This window comes from Noviherbaspirillum autotrophicum, assembly GCF_000818395.1.
GTDB classification, from domain to species: domain Bacteria; phylum Pseudomonadota; class Gammaproteobacteria; order Burkholderiales; family Burkholderiaceae_D; genus Noviherbaspirillum; species Noviherbaspirillum autotrophicum.
The window spans coordinates 328,952-343,996 of the sequence record NZ_JWJG01000028.1; the positions used below are offsets into that span (position 1 = coordinate 328,952).

Here is a 15,045-nt window from a genome sequence, read left to right on the forward strand (position 1 = left end):
ATTATTTTTTGTGTGAAGTCCGTTCTGGAAGACAAAGCTGCCCGTCACTTAGAAATCTTGACTGGCAGCATGCGGCCAGCCTTATCGCGCAGACCGAAGCCCGCACCGGAGCGGAGCTGCCCCATCTCATCAAGGACGAATTCGACGCCTTCCTCGAGTGCGGCATCCGGGCGCACGGCTTCCGACGGCTGCGCTGCGGCGAGTGCGGCCACGACAGCTGCTGGCTTTCAGCTGCAAGCGCCGAGGGATCTGCCTGCCATGCGGTGCATGTCGCATGACGCGGCATCCGCTGGACTGCGCTGGGCTCAAGGCCGACGAAGGCCACGGTGGCGCCGTCACGCTGATCCATCGCTTCGGCTCTGCGGCCAATAATGAAGCAGCCATAGTGCGCCCGCTCAAGACCGTTATCGAGGATCCCCGCCTGATTGCGCCTACGGCAAGTTCAACGTGAACAACAAGCAGCACGACGTGAATTGATTTCTGCTGAGCAGCCTGCAACGGTGTTCGCACCCTGGCAGGCCTGCTTTTTCTATGCCGTGGGTGGAAGTATTTATGCCAGAACGTCCAGCATCTCCTGTGCCCATGCGATGGAAACCTCTTCGTACAGGATGCCTTTCTTGAGGATCATGTGCTGGATGCGTGCTTCGCGCGTGAGGGCACCGCCATGCAGGAAATCCCGTTCTTCGATGGTCCGGTAGTGCGCCAGCTTCTCCTGGTGCCGTTCAATCTGGCGCCGGATTTCGGGGCGCAGATCGACTTCACGCAGTGCGGCATCGGCGCGCAGCTTGACCATGAATTCGTCCCGTAAATCCATCGGCGGCGAGGGTTCATGGGCCCACCGAATCAGTTCTGCGCGGCCGGCGGGAAGCACGCGGTATTCCCGCTTGCGGGTCTTTCCGGCATCTGGCGCTGAACTCGATTCGATCCAGCCTGCGGCCTCCATGCGCGCCAGCTCGCGGTAAATCTGCTGGTGGGTGGCGTGCCAGAAATAGCCGATGGACTTGTCGAAGCGACGTGCCAGGTCGTAGCCCGAAGTGGCTTTTTCGAGCAGAGAGGTGAGAACGGCATGGGAAAGCGACATAGGTGGCAAGTCTAGGCGCAGACGAGCATTTATGCAACTGGTTGCATAAATTCCAATCACGCTCTAGACTATGCAACCAATTGCATAGTTTGTCCGCTTTCCCCCTAGGCACATTCAGACAAGGATCCCGCCATGAACGCTTACCCCCACATGCTGGCCCCGCTCGATCTGGGCTTTACCACCCTCAAGAACCGCGTGCTCATGGGCTCCATGCATGTGGGGCTGGAGGAGGCCAAGGACGGCTTCCAGCGCATGGCCGCCTTCTACGCTGAGCGCGCTCTTGGCGGGGTCGGCCTGATCGTAACGGGCGGCATTGCCCCCAACGACCGCGCGCGCCCCATGCCCGGTGGGGCCGCCATGACCACGCAGGCTGAGGCCGACAAGCACAAGGTCGTCACCCAGGCCGTGCACGAGGCGGGCGGCAAAATCTGCATGCAGATCCTGCACTTCGGCCGCTATGCCTACCATCCCGAGCTGGTGGCGCCCAGCGCCATCAAGGCGCCCATCAGCCCGTTCCGCCCGCATGCCATGACCACCGAAGAAGTGGCGCAGACTGTGGAGGACTATGCCAACGCCGCAGCCCTGGCGCAGAGCGCCGGGTACGACGGCGTGGAGATCATGGGCTCCGAGGGCTATCTCATCAACGAATTCATTGCCGCGCACACCAATCACCGTGACGATGAATGGGGTGGTTCCTACGCCAACCGCATCCGCTTTCCGCTGGAGATCGTGCGCCGCACGCGTGAACGCGTGGGGGCGAACTTCATCATCATCTTCCGTCTGTCCATGCTCGATCTCGTGGAAGGTGGCTCTACCACCGAGGAAGTGATCGAGCTGGCACAGGCGCTGGAGAAGGCCGGCGTCACCATCCTCAACACTGGCATCGGCTGGCATGAGGCGCGCATTCCCACCATCGCCACCAAGGTGCCGCGTGCGGCCTTTGCCTGGGTGACCAAGCAGCTCAAGGGCAAGGTGGGCATTCCGCTGGTGGCCACCAACCGCATCAACACTCCGGAGGTGGCCGAGCAGGTGCTGGCCGAGGGCTGTGCCGACATGGTGAGCATGGCGCGCCCCTTCCTGGCCGACCCCGACTTTGTGAACAAGGCCGCCGCCGGCCTGGCCGACCAGATCAACACCTGCATCGGCTGCAACCAGGCCTGCCTGGACCATACCTTCGGCGGCAAGATCACCTCCTGCCTGGTCAACCCGCGCGCCTGCCACGAAACCATCCTCATTGAGCAACCTGCCGCCAACAAGGAGCGCATCGCGGTGGTCGGCGCCGGGCCGGCAGGGCTGGCCTTTGCCACCACGGCGGCCCGGCGCGGCTTCGACGTCACGCTGATCGACGCCGCCCAGGAAATCGGCGGTCAGTTCAACGTCGCCAAGCAGGTGCCGGGTAAGGAAGAGTTCTACGAGACGCTGCGCTACTTCGGCAAGCAGATCGAACTCACTGGCGTGAAGCTGCAACTGGGGCGCAAGGTCAGCGCGCAGGACTTGGTGAAAGAGGGCTACCAGCACGTCGTGCTGGCCACTGGCATCGTGCCGCGCACGCCCGAGATAGAGGGTGTTCACCATCCCAAGGTGCTGGGCTACCTCGACGTGCTGCGTGACAAGAAGCCCGTGGGCCAAACCGTGGCGGTGATCGGTGCCGGAGGCATCGGCTTCGATGTGTCGGAATATCTGCTGCACGAGAGTACCAGTCCCAGCCTGGATGCCGCCAAGTTCTTCGCCGAATGGGGTGTGGACACCACGGGCAGCGCGCGCGGCGGCCTCAAGCCAGCACACATCGGCGCCATCCCGCGCAAGGTGTACCTGTTGCAGCGCAAGACCAGCAAGGTCGGCGACGGCCTGGGCAAGACCACGGGCTGGATCCACCGCACCTCGCTGAAGAACCGCAACGTGGAGATGATCCCCGGCGTGCAGTACCGCAAGGTGAACGACGCCGGCCTGCACATCACCGTCGATGGCAAGGACATGGTGCTCCCCGTGGACAACGTCATCCTCTGCGCCGGCCAGGATCCGCAGCGCGAACTGCAGGCCGAACTGCTGGCCGCGGGCTGCAGCGTGCACCTGATCGGCGGCGCCGACAAGGCTGTCGAACTGGATGCCAAGCGCGCCATCAAGCAGGGCACGGAACTGGCACTGAACCTAGACACCACGGCGCGCAAGGAAGAGGTGGCCGCAGCGGCCCCGCGCCTCGCTCCGGCCGTGGCCGAGAGCCTGGAGAAATGGCACGCCATGGTGGCCGAGGCCAACTTGGCCGAGCTGCCCTCCATCCTGCACCCCAAGGCCGTGTTCCGCTCGCCCATGGCGCACACGCCGTACCCCAGCGCGCAGGCCGTGCAGCTTATCCTGGGCACGGTGGTCAAGGTGTTCGAGGACTTCACCTACCACCGCCAGTTCGCCGACGCCGATGGCCACAGCGTGGTGCTGGAGTTCTCGGCCAAGGTCAACGGCAAGGAGCTCAAGGGCATCGACATGGTGCGCTTCGACGACGAGGGCAAGATCGTCGATTTCGAGGTGATGGTGCGCCCCATGAGCGGCCTGCAGGCCCTGGGCGACGAGATGGGCAAGCGCCTGGCACCGTACCTCGCCGCCATGAAGGGTGTGAAGGCCTGATTTCATTTGTAGCCGCTGGCGCCTGGCACTCGGGCGTCGGAGCCCCAACACATTCAAAGGAGTCGCCCATGCAGTATGAAACCCTGTCCGTCTCGCTAGAGAACCACATCGCCACCGTGCGCCTGAACCGCCCGGAAAAGGCCAACGCCATGAGCGCCACCATGTGGCAGGAAATCCGCCAGGCCTTCCAGTGGGTGGATGTTACGCCCGAAGCCCGCGTAGCCGTGCTGCAAGGCGAGGGCAAGTACTTCACCGCCGGCATCGACCTGCAGATGATGATGGGCCTGGGTCCGCAGATCCGGAACGAGTGCGACGGCCGCACGCGCGAGGCGCTGCGCCGCGTCATCCTCGACCTGCAGGACACGCTGACCAGCCTGGAGCGCTGCCGCAAGCCCGTGCTTGCGGCCATCCATGGCGGCTGCATTGGCGGCGGCATCGACCTCGTCACCTGCGCCGACATGCGCTACTGCAGCGCCGATGCCTACTTCACCATCAAGGAGATCGACATTGGCATGACCGCCGACGTCGGCACGCTGCAGCGCCTGCCCAAGCTGGTGGGCGAGGGCATCGTGCGCGAGCTGGCCTACACCGGCCGCAAGTTCGATGCGCAGGAGGCCAAGGACATTGGCCTGGTGAACCGAGTGTTCGATTCGCGCGAGGCGCTGTATGCGGGCGTGCAAGAAATCGCCGCCACCATCGCCGCCAAGTCACCGTTGTCGATCCGTGGTACCAAGGAAATGATTACCTACGCCCGCGACCACTCGGTGGCCGACAGCCTCAACTACATCGCCACGTGGAATGCCGCCATGCTCATGAGCCAGGACCTCACCGAGGCCATGATGGCCAACATGGCTAAGAAGGTGCCGAGCTTCAAGGATTGAGCGCGTTCGCAGGAGGGGGCAGCCCTCCTGCGGGACCAGGCTCAGTGGCTCGTCCCTTCCGGGCGCGTGATCTTGTTGTGCAGGTTGTACTTGCCCTGCTCTGCATGGGCATCCGATTGGCCTCCTTGAAGGTGGCGGTATCGAAGACGATTAGCGCGCCGCCATCGGCCCCGTGCTCCTACAGGTTGGCTGCCGGCGAGCTGATCGAGGAGTTGGCGCAGACCTGCGTGGCCGAGCCGGACGCCGATGGGGACGAGGCGCGCACGCAGCGGTCGCGCTGGTGCTACGCCTGCGCCTGCACCTAATCCGCTTCCATGGCGTGCTGGCGCCAACGCAAAACTGCGGGCGCTGATGGTGCGGCAAGGGTCGGACGAGGACGCTGACGCATTGCAGCGGGTTCAGCGATTCTTTGTCATTGAACGTCTGCTATCGGCCGACGTAGATCCAAGTGCGAATGGCAGGCGTGGGTCGGCTACCGTCCGTTGCCATTCGGCTGTTTTCCGGCCAATAGCCGCTTCTCGAGGCTGGTTTGCGGCTATTTTTCCTCGGCCGCTTTCGCAGCCTGTTGCGAGGCCACCAGCACCGGGGATTCCCGATACTGTTCTGGAAACAGCTTCTTCAGGGCGGCGATTTTCGGCAAGTCGAATTGCGCGATATAGCCCGATTCCGGATGCAGAGTCGCGTAGTCCTGATGGTAGTTCTCGGCAGCATAAAAGGCAGTCAAAGGACTAAGCCGGATCACAATCTTGTTCTGATACACGTGCGCTGCGGCCAGTTGCCTGATGTATTGTTCCGCAACCCGCCTTTGATCGGCATCCTTATAGAAAATGGCTGAGCGATACTGCGTTCCGACATCAGGATATTGCTTGTTGAGTTGTGTCGGATCATGCGCAACGGAAAAGTAAATCTGCAACAGATTGCCATATGAAATCTGTTTGGGGTCATAAGTAATCAGTACAGATTCCGCATGCCCGGTATATCCGGAACTGACGTGGGAATAGTCGGCCGTTTCTTTCTCGCCGCCTGCGTATCCCGACACGGCATTCACGACGCCCTTTGTATGTTGAAATACCGCCTGAATGCCCCAGAAACAGCCACCGGCGAATACGGCCGTATCCGGCGCATTTCGGGTCTGTGCTACAAGATCGCTTGCCGGCGGCGGGATTTTAACCGCCGTTTCGGCGATGGCTCCGCCCATCGGATACAAACAGGCAACGACCACTGCCATTGTTGCCATCAGGTCCGCCCCCTTGTTGATCAATGACCGAACTGGCTTTGAAAAATCGTTGCTCTTCGATGTCATGTTCCGTCTCCGGAAAGGTGGGACAACAATGTGCAGCAATTGGCGGCGGATGTTTGCTTAGATAGCTAGCTTCTCGGTGCAAAATTCAGCGCAATACCGTTCATGCAGTAGCGCAAGCCGGTAGGCGGCGGCCCATCCTCGAACACATGACCGAGATGACTACCGCACCGACGGCATAGCACTTCGACACGCGTCATGCCAAACGTGGAATCGGAGTGCGTTTGAACGGCATTCTCCAGCGGTTTCCAGAAGCTTGGCCAGCCGGTGCCGCTGTTGAATTTGGTTTGAGACGAAAAAAGCGGTAATGCGCAGCCGGCGCAAGCAAATTCGCCAGCGCGTTTTTCGTGGTCAAGCGGACTGGAAAATGGAGCTTCCGTGCCGGCTTCACGCAGCACGTTGTACTGGGCCGGACTCAGCAGCTTACGCCACTCGGCATCGGTATGCGTCACTTCGTAGTGTTCCGCGGAATGCGCAGTCGATGCGGGAAGCCATTTTCGAATGACAGCCATTCCTGAGCCGACAGCAACAAGAACCAATAAATTCCTACGCGGATTGTTCATCATGGTTATCCTTCGATCAAGCTAGGCCTTGCGCTACTAACTAGTCGAAGAAAATAAAAATTCCTTACATATTTTGCACGCTGTACGGCTTTATATCTTGGCGATCTTCCTGGGCTGCAGCAGTCGGTGGGTGCCGGCTTGCCAATGAACACGATCATCGAACAGAGCGACCATCGTATCGAATGCTGACAACAAATGCCGATATAAGTAGTTGCGTATTTTGGTCGATCGAGGTCGGCTGGACCGGTATGTCGTGATCACTCGTATCGGCCCAGCTCAATCAATGATTCTTGCACCACAGTCGGGACACGAACTCGACACGCCATCCTTGCGCAAAGAGCAGTCCTTCACCTGAAATTAACGACAGGCGACGATTGGCCAAAACCGGACGCGCGCTATTTCTGGGTACACGGTGTTTTTTAGCATGGTTTCCGCGGCGGTATTAAGGTCAGTCTCAATCTTGCAAACTGACTGGAGGCCAGCGGCAGGCTGGAATGCCGCAATTTATATAGCGATGAGTAGAGCTCAACAACGGCAGTGGCTCACATCGTCCTGCTGCAGATTCCCTTTATAGCGTGCTACTTCGTCCTCCCCGCGAAGCCGTCCACGCCACCACCCAGCGGTAGTGGCGCACCTGACATGGTGTCGTGGATGATGACGCCTTCGATGGGATCCACCGGCCTGCTCCGAGGCGCGTCGTCAAGCATATGGCGCGTGTCGTCATACCCGGCCTGTCGTCGGGCCTGGATTCCCGCACGGGTGAAGTCGATGTCCTTCATCTGGTCTTCTCCACTGATGCCGGACGCCACGAGGCGAACGACATGCATAGTCGTCTGACAACCCCACGAAGCAAGCTCCTTGATCTCCTGAGAATTGCGCAGTTTCTCCGGCATCGCCTTCGCCAGCCCAAGAATCACATGCCGCAGGTGATGGATCTGCTTTTGGCGAGCGATGTGATTGTTGGCACGACTGGAGTATTTGATGTCCTTTTCTCTACCCACGACCTGCCAGAGCGTGTCGGGCGCCGGTCCGTCCGGCCTCCAGACATCCACGGCAAAAATCAGGGAATTGCGGCGCGGATGGTCGTCCAGCACCGCTTCGATCGGTGTGTTCGAGTAGATTCCTCCGTCCCAATAAAGCTCACCATCGATGCGAACTGCCGGAAACGCGGGCGGCAAGGCGCCCGAAGCCATGATGTGGTCCATCGTGATTGGTTCGTTGCGACTGTCAAAGTAGCGCATTTCGCCGCTGCATACCTTGACCGCGCCGAGCGAAAGCCGGGTGTGCCGCTCGTTGAGATAGTCGAGGTCGAGCAGGCCGGCAAGCGTGCCGCGCAGAGGTGTCGTGAGGTAATACGCCGCATTTTCGACGCCGACCTGTGCGTGCTGTCCGAGCACGGCCATGGGATTGGGGACACAGAACGCCGGAATGCCTCCTGCCAAAGTCAGCCAATTGATCGACGCATTGCCTAGCAACGAGAACCAGAACGCGGCCAGCGGACCGCCCGGATTCTGTTCGACCCGCTTCCAGAAAGCGTGCAAGCGTTCAAGCCGTTGGTGCGGTGGATTTCCCGCAATAAGTGCGCCGTTGATCGCGCCGATCGAGGTGCCGATGACCCAGTGGGGTTCGATGCCCGCTTCATGTAGCGCCTGGTACACGCCGATTTGATAGGCGCCAAGCGCGCCGCCGCCCTGAAGTACCAGCACGACTTGTCCCGGCAGCGATGGCTGTGCGGCGCTGTGATGCGCACGCTGCGTCTGCTTTCCGGCAATGTGCTTTTTCCGTTGAAGCGCCTTCACCTCGATCTCCTCCAGGGCAAGTACGTCAGGAAGGCCCGTGCGAAGTATTCAGCGCTACGACGACAGAGCGACTTCCCGAGTTCAACGAGTTTCCAGCGGTATGGCAAGAGCGAGTTTGATTGAAAACAGAAGTCCTTGGTCTGCTTTGGCGTTCGCGTCTCCGCGCCCTATAGTGAACTATTCAGTGTACGCATTGGCGTCATGCTACGCCTTTTGATGACGTCGTTTTGTGTTCATGCCGATCGTTTGCGGTGTGCCTTGTCGATTGGGATTCACAATGCAACGAGTGCTTTCTGCATCTCCTTCGTCACCAAGCAGAGTGGCGCTTTATTACCGTCATCGTTTGCCTGTGCGGATCATGCACTGGACCAACGTGCTCTGTCTGACCGTGCTGTTCATGAGCGGCCTGTCCATTTTCAATGCGCATCCCGCTCTTTACTGGGGCGATTCATCCTATAGCGGCCGGCCAGCGCTCCTGGAAATTACGTCAATCGGCCTGCCACCGGAGGCAAGGGGTATTTTGCGCGTCGGAGGTCATCAGTTTGATACCACTGGCGTGCTGGGCGTCTTCAGAGATACGGGCGGTGCGTTGCGCCGAAACGCCTTTCCATCCTGGATTACCATTCCCAGCTATTACTCGCTGGCATTTGCACGGCAGTGGCATTTCTTCTTTGCTTGGCTATTCGTTATCAACGGACTGGCCTACATCCTGTATTCATTGTTGAGCGGACACCTCGCGCGTGACCTTGTTCCGGACGGCAAGGACATGAAGGGGATCGGCCAGTCGGTGAAGGACCATATTCTGTTCCGACACCCGCACGGCGAGGCGGCCAAGCGCTACAACGTGCTGCAGAAACTGGCTTACATCGTGGTCATCTTTGTGCTTCTCCCGCTGATCGTGCTGATGGGAATGGCGATGTCGCCGATGCTCGACAGCGCTATTACAGGCTGGGTCAACTGGTTTGGAGGACGACAGTCGGCGCGCACCATTCACTTCATCGTCGCGTGGATGCTGGTTGCATTCGTCCTGATCCATGTGTTCGAAGTGATCGTCAGCGGCCTGTGGAACCATCTTCGGTCCATGATCACCGGTTACTACGGTGTCCCACCAGAACCTGTCCCGGGAACGCACCATGAGAATACATAGGCAGGGCAGGCGCACGTTCCTTCGCAATTCGCTGGAAGCATTGGCATTACTGGGCATTGCAGGATGCGACCGGGTAGGACAGGCCGAGTGGTTCCGGAAGCTGCTGACGGAGGGCGAGCATTTGAATCGTACGGTGCACAAGACGCTGCTGTCGCGCCGAACGATGGCGCAGGAATTCACTGAGGCCGATCTGTCGCCGCACTTTCGCAGCAATGGCACCAGCAACCCGGAAAATCCGGCGTACCAGGCACTGGCTGCAAACGGGTTCAGGGACTGGATACTGAAGGTCGAGGGCATGGTGGACAAGCCGCTGCAACTGTCGATGACACAGCTTCGGGCCATGCCCAGGCGTACGCAGATCACGCGGCATGATTGCGTGGAAGGCTGGAGCGCCATCGCGAAATGGTCCGGTGTTCCTCTGAGCCACGTGCTCAACGACGCGCACCCGCGTTCGGACGCACGCTTCGTGGTGTTCCATTGCGGTGATCCGATGGAAGGACCTGGCTCCGAGTTTTACTATGAAAGCATCGACATGGACGACGCCTTTCATCCACAGACGATACTTGCCTATGACCTGAATGATAGAGAACTGCCGATCGCGAATGGTGCACCGCTGCGCCTACGCGTGGAACGTCAGCTCGGCTACAAGCATGCGAAGTATCTCAGCCGCATCGAGGTGGTTAGCAGCCTTGACACGATTCGCGGGGGCAAGGGAGGCTATTGGGAAGACGGCCACGGCTATCAATGGTATGCCGGCATCTGACAAGCTTGGGTCGACGTCAGTTGGCACTCTATCGAAGGCTTGTGTCCATTCCTAAAGGCAGGATCGACAATATCCGCCGAATATCTATCCTTGCCCAAGTGCGATCTCGTAGCACTCCTGCTTTCGTTTTCGTTCACCTTGATTGTGACGTCGTTTTATTTGGCCATTTGTGTCATGTGTCGGAAGGGCTGCTGCCCGTCCTACTAGCGACCAATGCGGCCCATCCATACCGCGAAGACAACAAGCAGAGGTTTGTCTGAAGGGGGGAGGCGTGAGTTTCATCGCCATGCCGCCAGGAGATGTATCAACTACTGGGCAACGACCTATGCCTAGTGACGCCAATTTCGTCGCTGAGCGGCCGCTTTGGAAAAACGCAACTGGCCGGTTTGGGTCGCCAAGCGCATGTCGCCGTCAGCACGCGAGCGTCAGACATGCAGCCGGCTCCGGTCGTTCCAAAGCCCATAGGCAATAGGTCCTGCCGGCCAAGCTATTCTTTCACGTCGCCAATAATGCGCAGATCAAGCCTACGATCGTGCAAATTCGACGAATCCGTTCAGGAACTGCTGCAGCTGCCCCCTGATTTTTTCGTCAACCAGGTTGCCCCCGGCATCGAATACCGACCCGGCACGCGACACCATCAGCCGCCCGCCGAACCAGGGACGTGTCCCTAGGGTGCGCAGCACGGGGAGCCATGCGTCCTGGGCCAGGATGGTGCCGAAGCCGCCGGGCGACGCGCCGATAACGGCCACCGGGCGATCGCGAAAGACGCGCGGGATATCCGCCGGCGGACGCGACAGCCAGTCGATAGCATTCTTGAACACGCCGGGAATGCCGTTGTTATATTCTGGAGTGGCCAACAACAGGCCGTCCGCGTTTGCAATGCGATCCTTCAATGCTTCTACCGGTTGCGGGATTCCTTCCGCCGTCTCGAGGTCGCCGTCGTACAGCGGAATGCCCTTGATGGTGGCAATCTCGAGTTGCGAATCTGGCGGCATGAGTTGCGCAGCCGCGCGTAACAATGCGCCGTTAAAGGAGGCCGCACGTAAACTGCCGGAAATGCCGATGATTGTGGTCATGCCTGTTCCTTCTTTTCTCTGGATAAGTAGCCCTGAAAATGGTTACGGTGAAACTTCTTGCGTAACGATGCTGATCTCGCCGGAAAGTGTCTTGTGGACCGGGCATTTGTTCGCCACTGCTGTCAGCATATCGCGCTGTTCAGCGCTCAGATTGCCAATATAGGCGATACGGCGTGTCAGCACATAAGCCTGGTCGACCTTGCCATGCTCGATGCGGACATCGATATCGTCCAGCCGCCATCCCTTGCGCTTCGCATACATCGTCACGGTAAGCGCCGTGCATGCAGCGAGCGCGGCGGCAAGCAGGTCGTGAGGCTCCGGCCCTGTGTCTTCGCCGCCCAGTGCTGCAGGCACGTCGGTCAACAAGCGATGTGGTCCGATCTCGATGACATGCTGGAGCTTGCCCTGACCCCGATGCACCCTGATTTCCATTTTCTTCTCCTCCTGTTGATTAGCCTGCCCACGCCAAAGTATCATCCGCCTTCAGGAACCGACCATGACTTTGGGAGCGGATGTCACCCCGCGAGCGCCTCTACAGCGCGTCGAGTATCCGCCGTACACCCGTGTGCGCAATGACCAGCGCCGGGTCATTCTGTAACGCTGCAAGGTAGCGTGCCGAGAAGCCGGACGTCACGCTTTCTCCCGGCGCCAGCATCTTTTCAACCGCTTCGTAGACAGCACGCACATCTTCGGATGTCAGTGGATCATGGTCCAGCATCTCGTGGATTTCGACCATCATTTCGCTGAGGTCATGCAGCCAGTCGAAATCCCGATGGCGGGTCAGCAGCTGGAGTAGCTGACCGGGGGCGACCGCGCCCCATTGCCTTTCATACTCGCGTCGCACCACCTGCACCACGGCCTGGTGCAGGGCGCGCAGCGCATGGGTCAGGTCGCCCAGCGCTTTTCGGTTGTCCATGACAGTCTCCGGAATGGTTGGTCAATGCATCAATATGGCAAATCGAACAGCAAGACTTCGGCGTCCTCTGCCTGCGACAACGTCACCAGGCTTTCGTCGCTCACCTTCAGCGCATCGCCGGATGCCAGCACAACGTCGTTGGTCGTTAAGCGTCCGCGGATGACGTGCACATAAGCGGTGCGACCGGAAGCCAGTTCGTATTTCACGTTGTCGTCGCCGTCGAGAATCGCGGCATAGACGTTCGCATCCTGATGCACCGATACCGACCCGCCCCTTCCATCCGGAGAAACAATCAGGCGCAGCTGGCCGAATTTCGATTCCCGCTCGAAGTGCTTTTCCTCATAGCTCGGCGCAATATTCTGCACGTTCGGCTCGATCCAGATCTGCAGGAAGTGCACACGCTCGCTTTGCGACGGGTTGTATTCGCTATGCAGCACCCCGGTGCCGGCGCTCATGCGCTGCACATCGCCGTAACGCAATACGGATCCGTTGCCCATGCTGTCCTTGTGCTCGAGCGCACCGCTCAATACATAGGAAATGATTTCCATGTTCCGATGTCCATGGGTGTCGAAACCGGCAGCTGGCTCAACGCGGTCCTCATTGATGACGCGCAGCGGGCCGAAACCGATCTGCTGCGGATCGTAGTAGTGCCCGAAGGAAAAACTATGGTTCGATTGCAGCCAGCCGAAATTGGCGGCGCCGCGCTCATTGCCTTTGCGAACTTGCAGCATGGTTGATCCTTTCAAAATTGGTTTATATTCGAAAATATTGAACGACATTTCTCAAGGTTAATGCCGGATATCGGTTCAACATTACCTATGAATATCTTGGTGAGTTGTATTATGGTGGCTAAAATCAGGAAACAAAAACGGAAAATTTACCGACATATCATCAAAATATTCGAATGTTAAAACTCAGCCTCGACGCCTTGCAAATCATCGACGCCATTGACCGTCGCGGCTCGTTTGCCGGCGCTGCGAAGGAGATGTTCCGGGTGCCGTCGACGATTTCGTACACTGTCGGCAAACTGGAAGAGGACCTTGGCGTGCAGTTGTTCGAGCGCGCCGGCCCCAAGATCGAGTTGACCGCCGCCGGCCGGGAATTGCTGCGCGAAGGGCGCTATTTACTCAAGGCTGCCGGCGATCTGGAATGCCGGGTGCGCCGGGTATCGTCTGGGTGGGAAACCGAATTCGTTATCGGGATGGATTCGTTGTTTTCGCCGATTGCCTTGAGTGAGGACATTACCGAGTTCTATGCATGCGCCGACCAGACGCGATTGTGCATTGTTCAGGAATCGCTGTCTGGCACCTGGGAGGCACTGCTTGACGGGCGCGTCGATCTGCTGATTGCCGCTGCAGGCGAAGGCCCATCCGGGGGAGGCTATGCGGCGTTGCCCTTGGCGCAAATTCCGTTCGTCTTTACGGTATCGCCAGCGCATCCCTTGGCCCGTTTGTCGCGGCCCCTTACCAAGGATGATTTGCAGGAGTACCGTGCCATTTCGGTAGCGGATTCTGCGCGCCGGCTTCCGGTGCGCACTGTCGGACTCCTCTTCGGACAGGATGTGTTGACGGTACCCGACATGAGAACGAAGTACGAATTCCAGGCCGCCGCTGTCGGCTTCGGCTTCCTGCCGGAGCCGTGGGCTCGGCATGGGATTGAATCCGGCCTGCTGATCGAGAAGGATGTGGAAGAGGCCAGGTCAGCGGAAACGTTTTATCTCGCATGGCGTAGCGCCGAAGAGGGGCAAGCGTTGAAGTGGTGGATAGACCGTATGCAAAAAAATCCTTCACTGCTACGGCTATTGAAGACGCCATAACGGCCATAACCATGCTTGTGCGAAGCACAGTGAAGCAGCGCCGGAATGGTACGGAACGCGAGGCGAGATAACCACTGTTGCAGCGGACCGTTAGACATTAAGAAAGCCAGGTATGGGAAAAGGTCGACTAGAAGCGTTCAGTGATGGCGTAATTGCAATCATCATCACCATCATGGTATTGGAGCTCAAAGTGCCACACGGGGCTGACCTCGAAGCACTTAAGCCGCTTATGCCCAATTTTTTGAGCTATGTACTGAGCTTCATCTATGTTGGCATTTATTGGAACAATCATCACCACCTTCTGCATGCAGCAAAGCACGTGTCTGGCACTATCCTTTGGGCAAACCTAAACCTGCTGTTTTGGCTCTCGCTATTTCCTTTTACCACAGGATGGATGGGTGAGAATCACTTTGCTCCTCTTCCATCGGCAGCCTATGGTTTCGTTCTTCTCATGGCAGCTATCAGCTACTATCTTCTCCAACGTTGCATCATTACGGCTGATGGCCAATCTTCTGTCCTCAAGCGCGCTCTAGGTACCGATTGGAAAGGCAAGCTTTCACCACTGTTCAACATTACCGCTATCGGCGCGTCATTTTGGGCACATTGGCTTGCCCAATTTATTTATGTGTTGGTTGCGCTTGTTTGGCTGGTACCGGATAAGCGAATTGAGCGGATCATCATTCAAACGGAGGAGTAGCTTGCAAATCTGGCTGATCAACTACTGAATGCTGCCTAACATGCACATGAACATGGGCGCCTTTGGTGCCAGTTATCTTTCACGTTGAACGGCAGCTTTGGGTCGAGGATGTGTGAAAACGCGTTTTTGCCGCCAAGTCAGCACGAAATACTTGAGTAAAAGGAAAGCCTCTCGCGACATGTTGTGGTTCTGTTGTTCTCGATTTTCACGTTTTCACACACCCTCGGTCGATACGGGTCACGTAAACAAGTATCGTCAATGTCCGGTTGCCGGCCACTTTCTGTCGTAAGGACGAACAGTGGGGCATTTGCCTCCCGTAACGATGGAGGTGCAATCCGGGAGATTGGCCCTTTCCTCTTTACCAGCGTGCACCCCGGCGGGCCAGTC

At 58.6% G+C, this 15,045-nt stretch carries 17 protein-coding genes and 1 pseudogene; 9 read left to right on the forward strand and 9 right to left on the reverse strand.

From position 1 onward, the window contains the following. Window positions 1-44: 44 nt before the first annotated feature. Window positions 45-212: a hypothetical protein gene (locus tag TSA66_RS27530; RefSeq protein WP_232429599.1), complete on the reverse strand. Its 168-nt coding sequence runs from the start codon at window positions 210-212 to the stop codon at window positions 45-47. Window positions 213-274: 62 nt separating this feature from the next. Between TSA66_RS27530 and TSA66_RS28170 the strand changes: the two genes are divergently transcribed. Next, window positions 275-451 carry a hypothetical protein gene (locus TSA66_RS28170; protein WP_157691578.1) on the forward strand — a complete coding sequence of 59 codons (177 nt, stop codon included), beginning with the start codon at window positions 275-277 and terminating at the stop codon, window positions 449-451. Window positions 452-550: 99 nt separating this feature from the next. Here the strand turns inward: TSA66_RS28170 and TSA66_RS02800 are convergent, their stop codons facing one another. Continuing rightward, the gene (locus tag TSA66_RS02800; RefSeq protein ID WP_040038898.1) at window positions 551-1,081 is read right to left on the reverse strand and encodes a PadR family transcriptional regulator; all 531 of its coding nucleotides are present in this window, start codon (window positions 1,079-1,081) and stop codon (window positions 551-553) included. A gap of 132 nt (window positions 1,082-1,213) precedes the next feature. Here TSA66_RS02800 and TSA66_RS02805 point away from each other — a divergent pair. The 4 genes and pseudogenes from TSA66_RS02805 to TSA66_RS25315 all read left to right on the forward strand — a co-directional run. Further along, window positions 1,214-3,232: pseudogene (locus TSA66_RS02805) on the forward strand (oxidoreductase); the annotation flags it as partial. A gap of 57 nt (window positions 3,233-3,289) precedes the next feature. Then, window positions 3,290-3,700 (forward strand): nuclear transport factor 2 family protein, encoded by a 411-nt coding sequence (locus tag TSA66_RS27540; protein ID WP_269748412.1) that lies wholly within the window; start codon window positions 3,290-3,292, stop codon window positions 3,698-3,700. Between the two features lie 68 nt (window positions 3,701-3,768). After that, entirely contained in the window at window positions 3,769-4,581 is an 813-nt protein-coding gene (locus TSA66_RS02810) for a crotonase/enoyl-CoA hydratase family protein (RefSeq protein WP_040038900.1), read from the forward strand. 116 nt (window positions 4,582-4,697) lie between these two features. Then, the gene (locus TSA66_RS25315; protein ID WP_157691579.1) at window positions 4,698-4,886 is read left to right on the forward strand and encodes a hypothetical protein; all 189 of its coding nucleotides are present in this window, start codon (window positions 4,698-4,700) and stop codon (window positions 4,884-4,886) included. Between the two features lie 230 nt (window positions 4,887-5,116). Here TSA66_RS25315 and msrA read toward each other — a convergent pair whose 3' ends face one another. The 3 genes from msrA to TSA66_RS02830 all read right to left on the reverse strand — a co-directional run bounded on the left by msrA (window position 5,117) and on the right by TSA66_RS02830 (window position 8,165). Continuing rightward, window positions 5,117-5,884, reverse strand: a complete 768-nt coding sequence (gene msrA / locus TSA66_RS02820) for a peptide-methionine (S)-S-oxide reductase MsrA (protein WP_052452058.1) — start codon at window positions 5,882-5,884, stop codon at window positions 5,117-5,119. Between the two features lie 65 nt (window positions 5,885-5,949). After that, window positions 5,950-6,393: a peptide-methionine (R)-S-oxide reductase MsrB gene (msrB, locus tag TSA66_RS02825; protein WP_232429545.1), complete on the reverse strand. Its 444-nt coding sequence runs from the start codon at window positions 6,391-6,393 to the stop codon at window positions 5,950-5,952. A gap of 629 nt (window positions 6,394-7,022) precedes the next feature. Continuing rightward, the gene (locus TSA66_RS02830; RefSeq protein ID WP_084199915.1) at window positions 7,023-8,165 is read right to left on the reverse strand and encodes a patatin-like phospholipase family protein; all 1,143 of its coding nucleotides are present in this window, start codon (window positions 8,163-8,165) and stop codon (window positions 7,023-7,025) included. A gap of 355 nt (window positions 8,166-8,520) precedes the next feature. Between TSA66_RS02830 and TSA66_RS02835 the strand changes: the two genes are divergently transcribed. Both TSA66_RS02835 and TSA66_RS02840 read left to right on the forward strand, forming a co-directional pair. Beyond that, window positions 8,521-9,390, forward strand: a complete 870-nt coding sequence (locus TSA66_RS02835; protein WP_052452059.1) for a cytochrome b/b6 domain-containing protein — start codon at window positions 8,521-8,523, stop codon at window positions 9,388-9,390. Next, window positions 9,377-10,153, forward strand: a complete 777-nt coding sequence (locus TSA66_RS02840) for a molybdopterin-binding protein (RefSeq protein WP_040038903.1) — start codon at window positions 9,377-9,379, stop codon at window positions 10,151-10,153. Before TSA66_RS02835 ends, TSA66_RS02840 begins: the two co-directional genes overlap by 14 nt. Window positions 10,154-10,677: 524 nt before the next feature. Here TSA66_RS02840 and TSA66_RS02845 read toward each other — a convergent pair. From TSA66_RS02845 to TSA66_RS02860, 4 genes are all read right to left on the reverse strand, one after another. Then, window positions 10,678-11,229, reverse strand: coding sequence for an NADPH-dependent FMN reductase (locus TSA66_RS02845; protein ID WP_040038904.1), 552 nt, complete (start codon window positions 11,227-11,229; stop codon window positions 10,678-10,680). A gap of 42 nt (window positions 11,230-11,271) precedes the next feature. Continuing rightward, on the reverse strand, window positions 11,272-11,661 hold the full coding sequence (locus TSA66_RS02850; RefSeq protein WP_040038905.1) for an OsmC family protein: 390 nt from the start codon (window positions 11,659-11,661) through the stop codon (window positions 11,272-11,274). Window positions 11,662-11,761: 100 nt separating this feature from the next. Further along, a complete protein-coding gene (locus TSA66_RS02855) occupies window positions 11,762-12,145 on the reverse strand; it encodes a hypothetical protein (protein WP_052452060.1) in 384 nt (127 codons plus the stop codon). Window positions 12,146-12,174: 29 nt separating this feature from the next. Next, entirely contained in the window at window positions 12,175-12,876 is a 702-nt protein-coding gene (locus TSA66_RS02860; RefSeq protein WP_040042125.1) for a pirin family protein, read from the reverse strand. 173 nt (window positions 12,877-13,049) lie between these two features. Here TSA66_RS02860 and TSA66_RS02865 point away from each other — a divergent pair, with 173 nt between their 5' ends. Both TSA66_RS02865 and TSA66_RS02870 read left to right on the forward strand, forming a co-directional pair. Further along, complete coding sequence (locus TSA66_RS02865; protein ID WP_040038906.1) at window positions 13,050-13,961, forward strand: LysR substrate-binding domain-containing protein; 912 nt, start codon at window positions 13,050-13,052, stop codon at window positions 13,959-13,961. Window positions 13,962-14,073: 112 nt separating this feature from the next. Continuing rightward, entirely contained in the window at window positions 14,074-14,658 is a 585-nt protein-coding gene (locus TSA66_RS02870) for a TMEM175 family protein (protein ID WP_040038907.1), read from the forward strand. Window positions 14,659-15,045 lie beyond the last annotated feature (387 nt).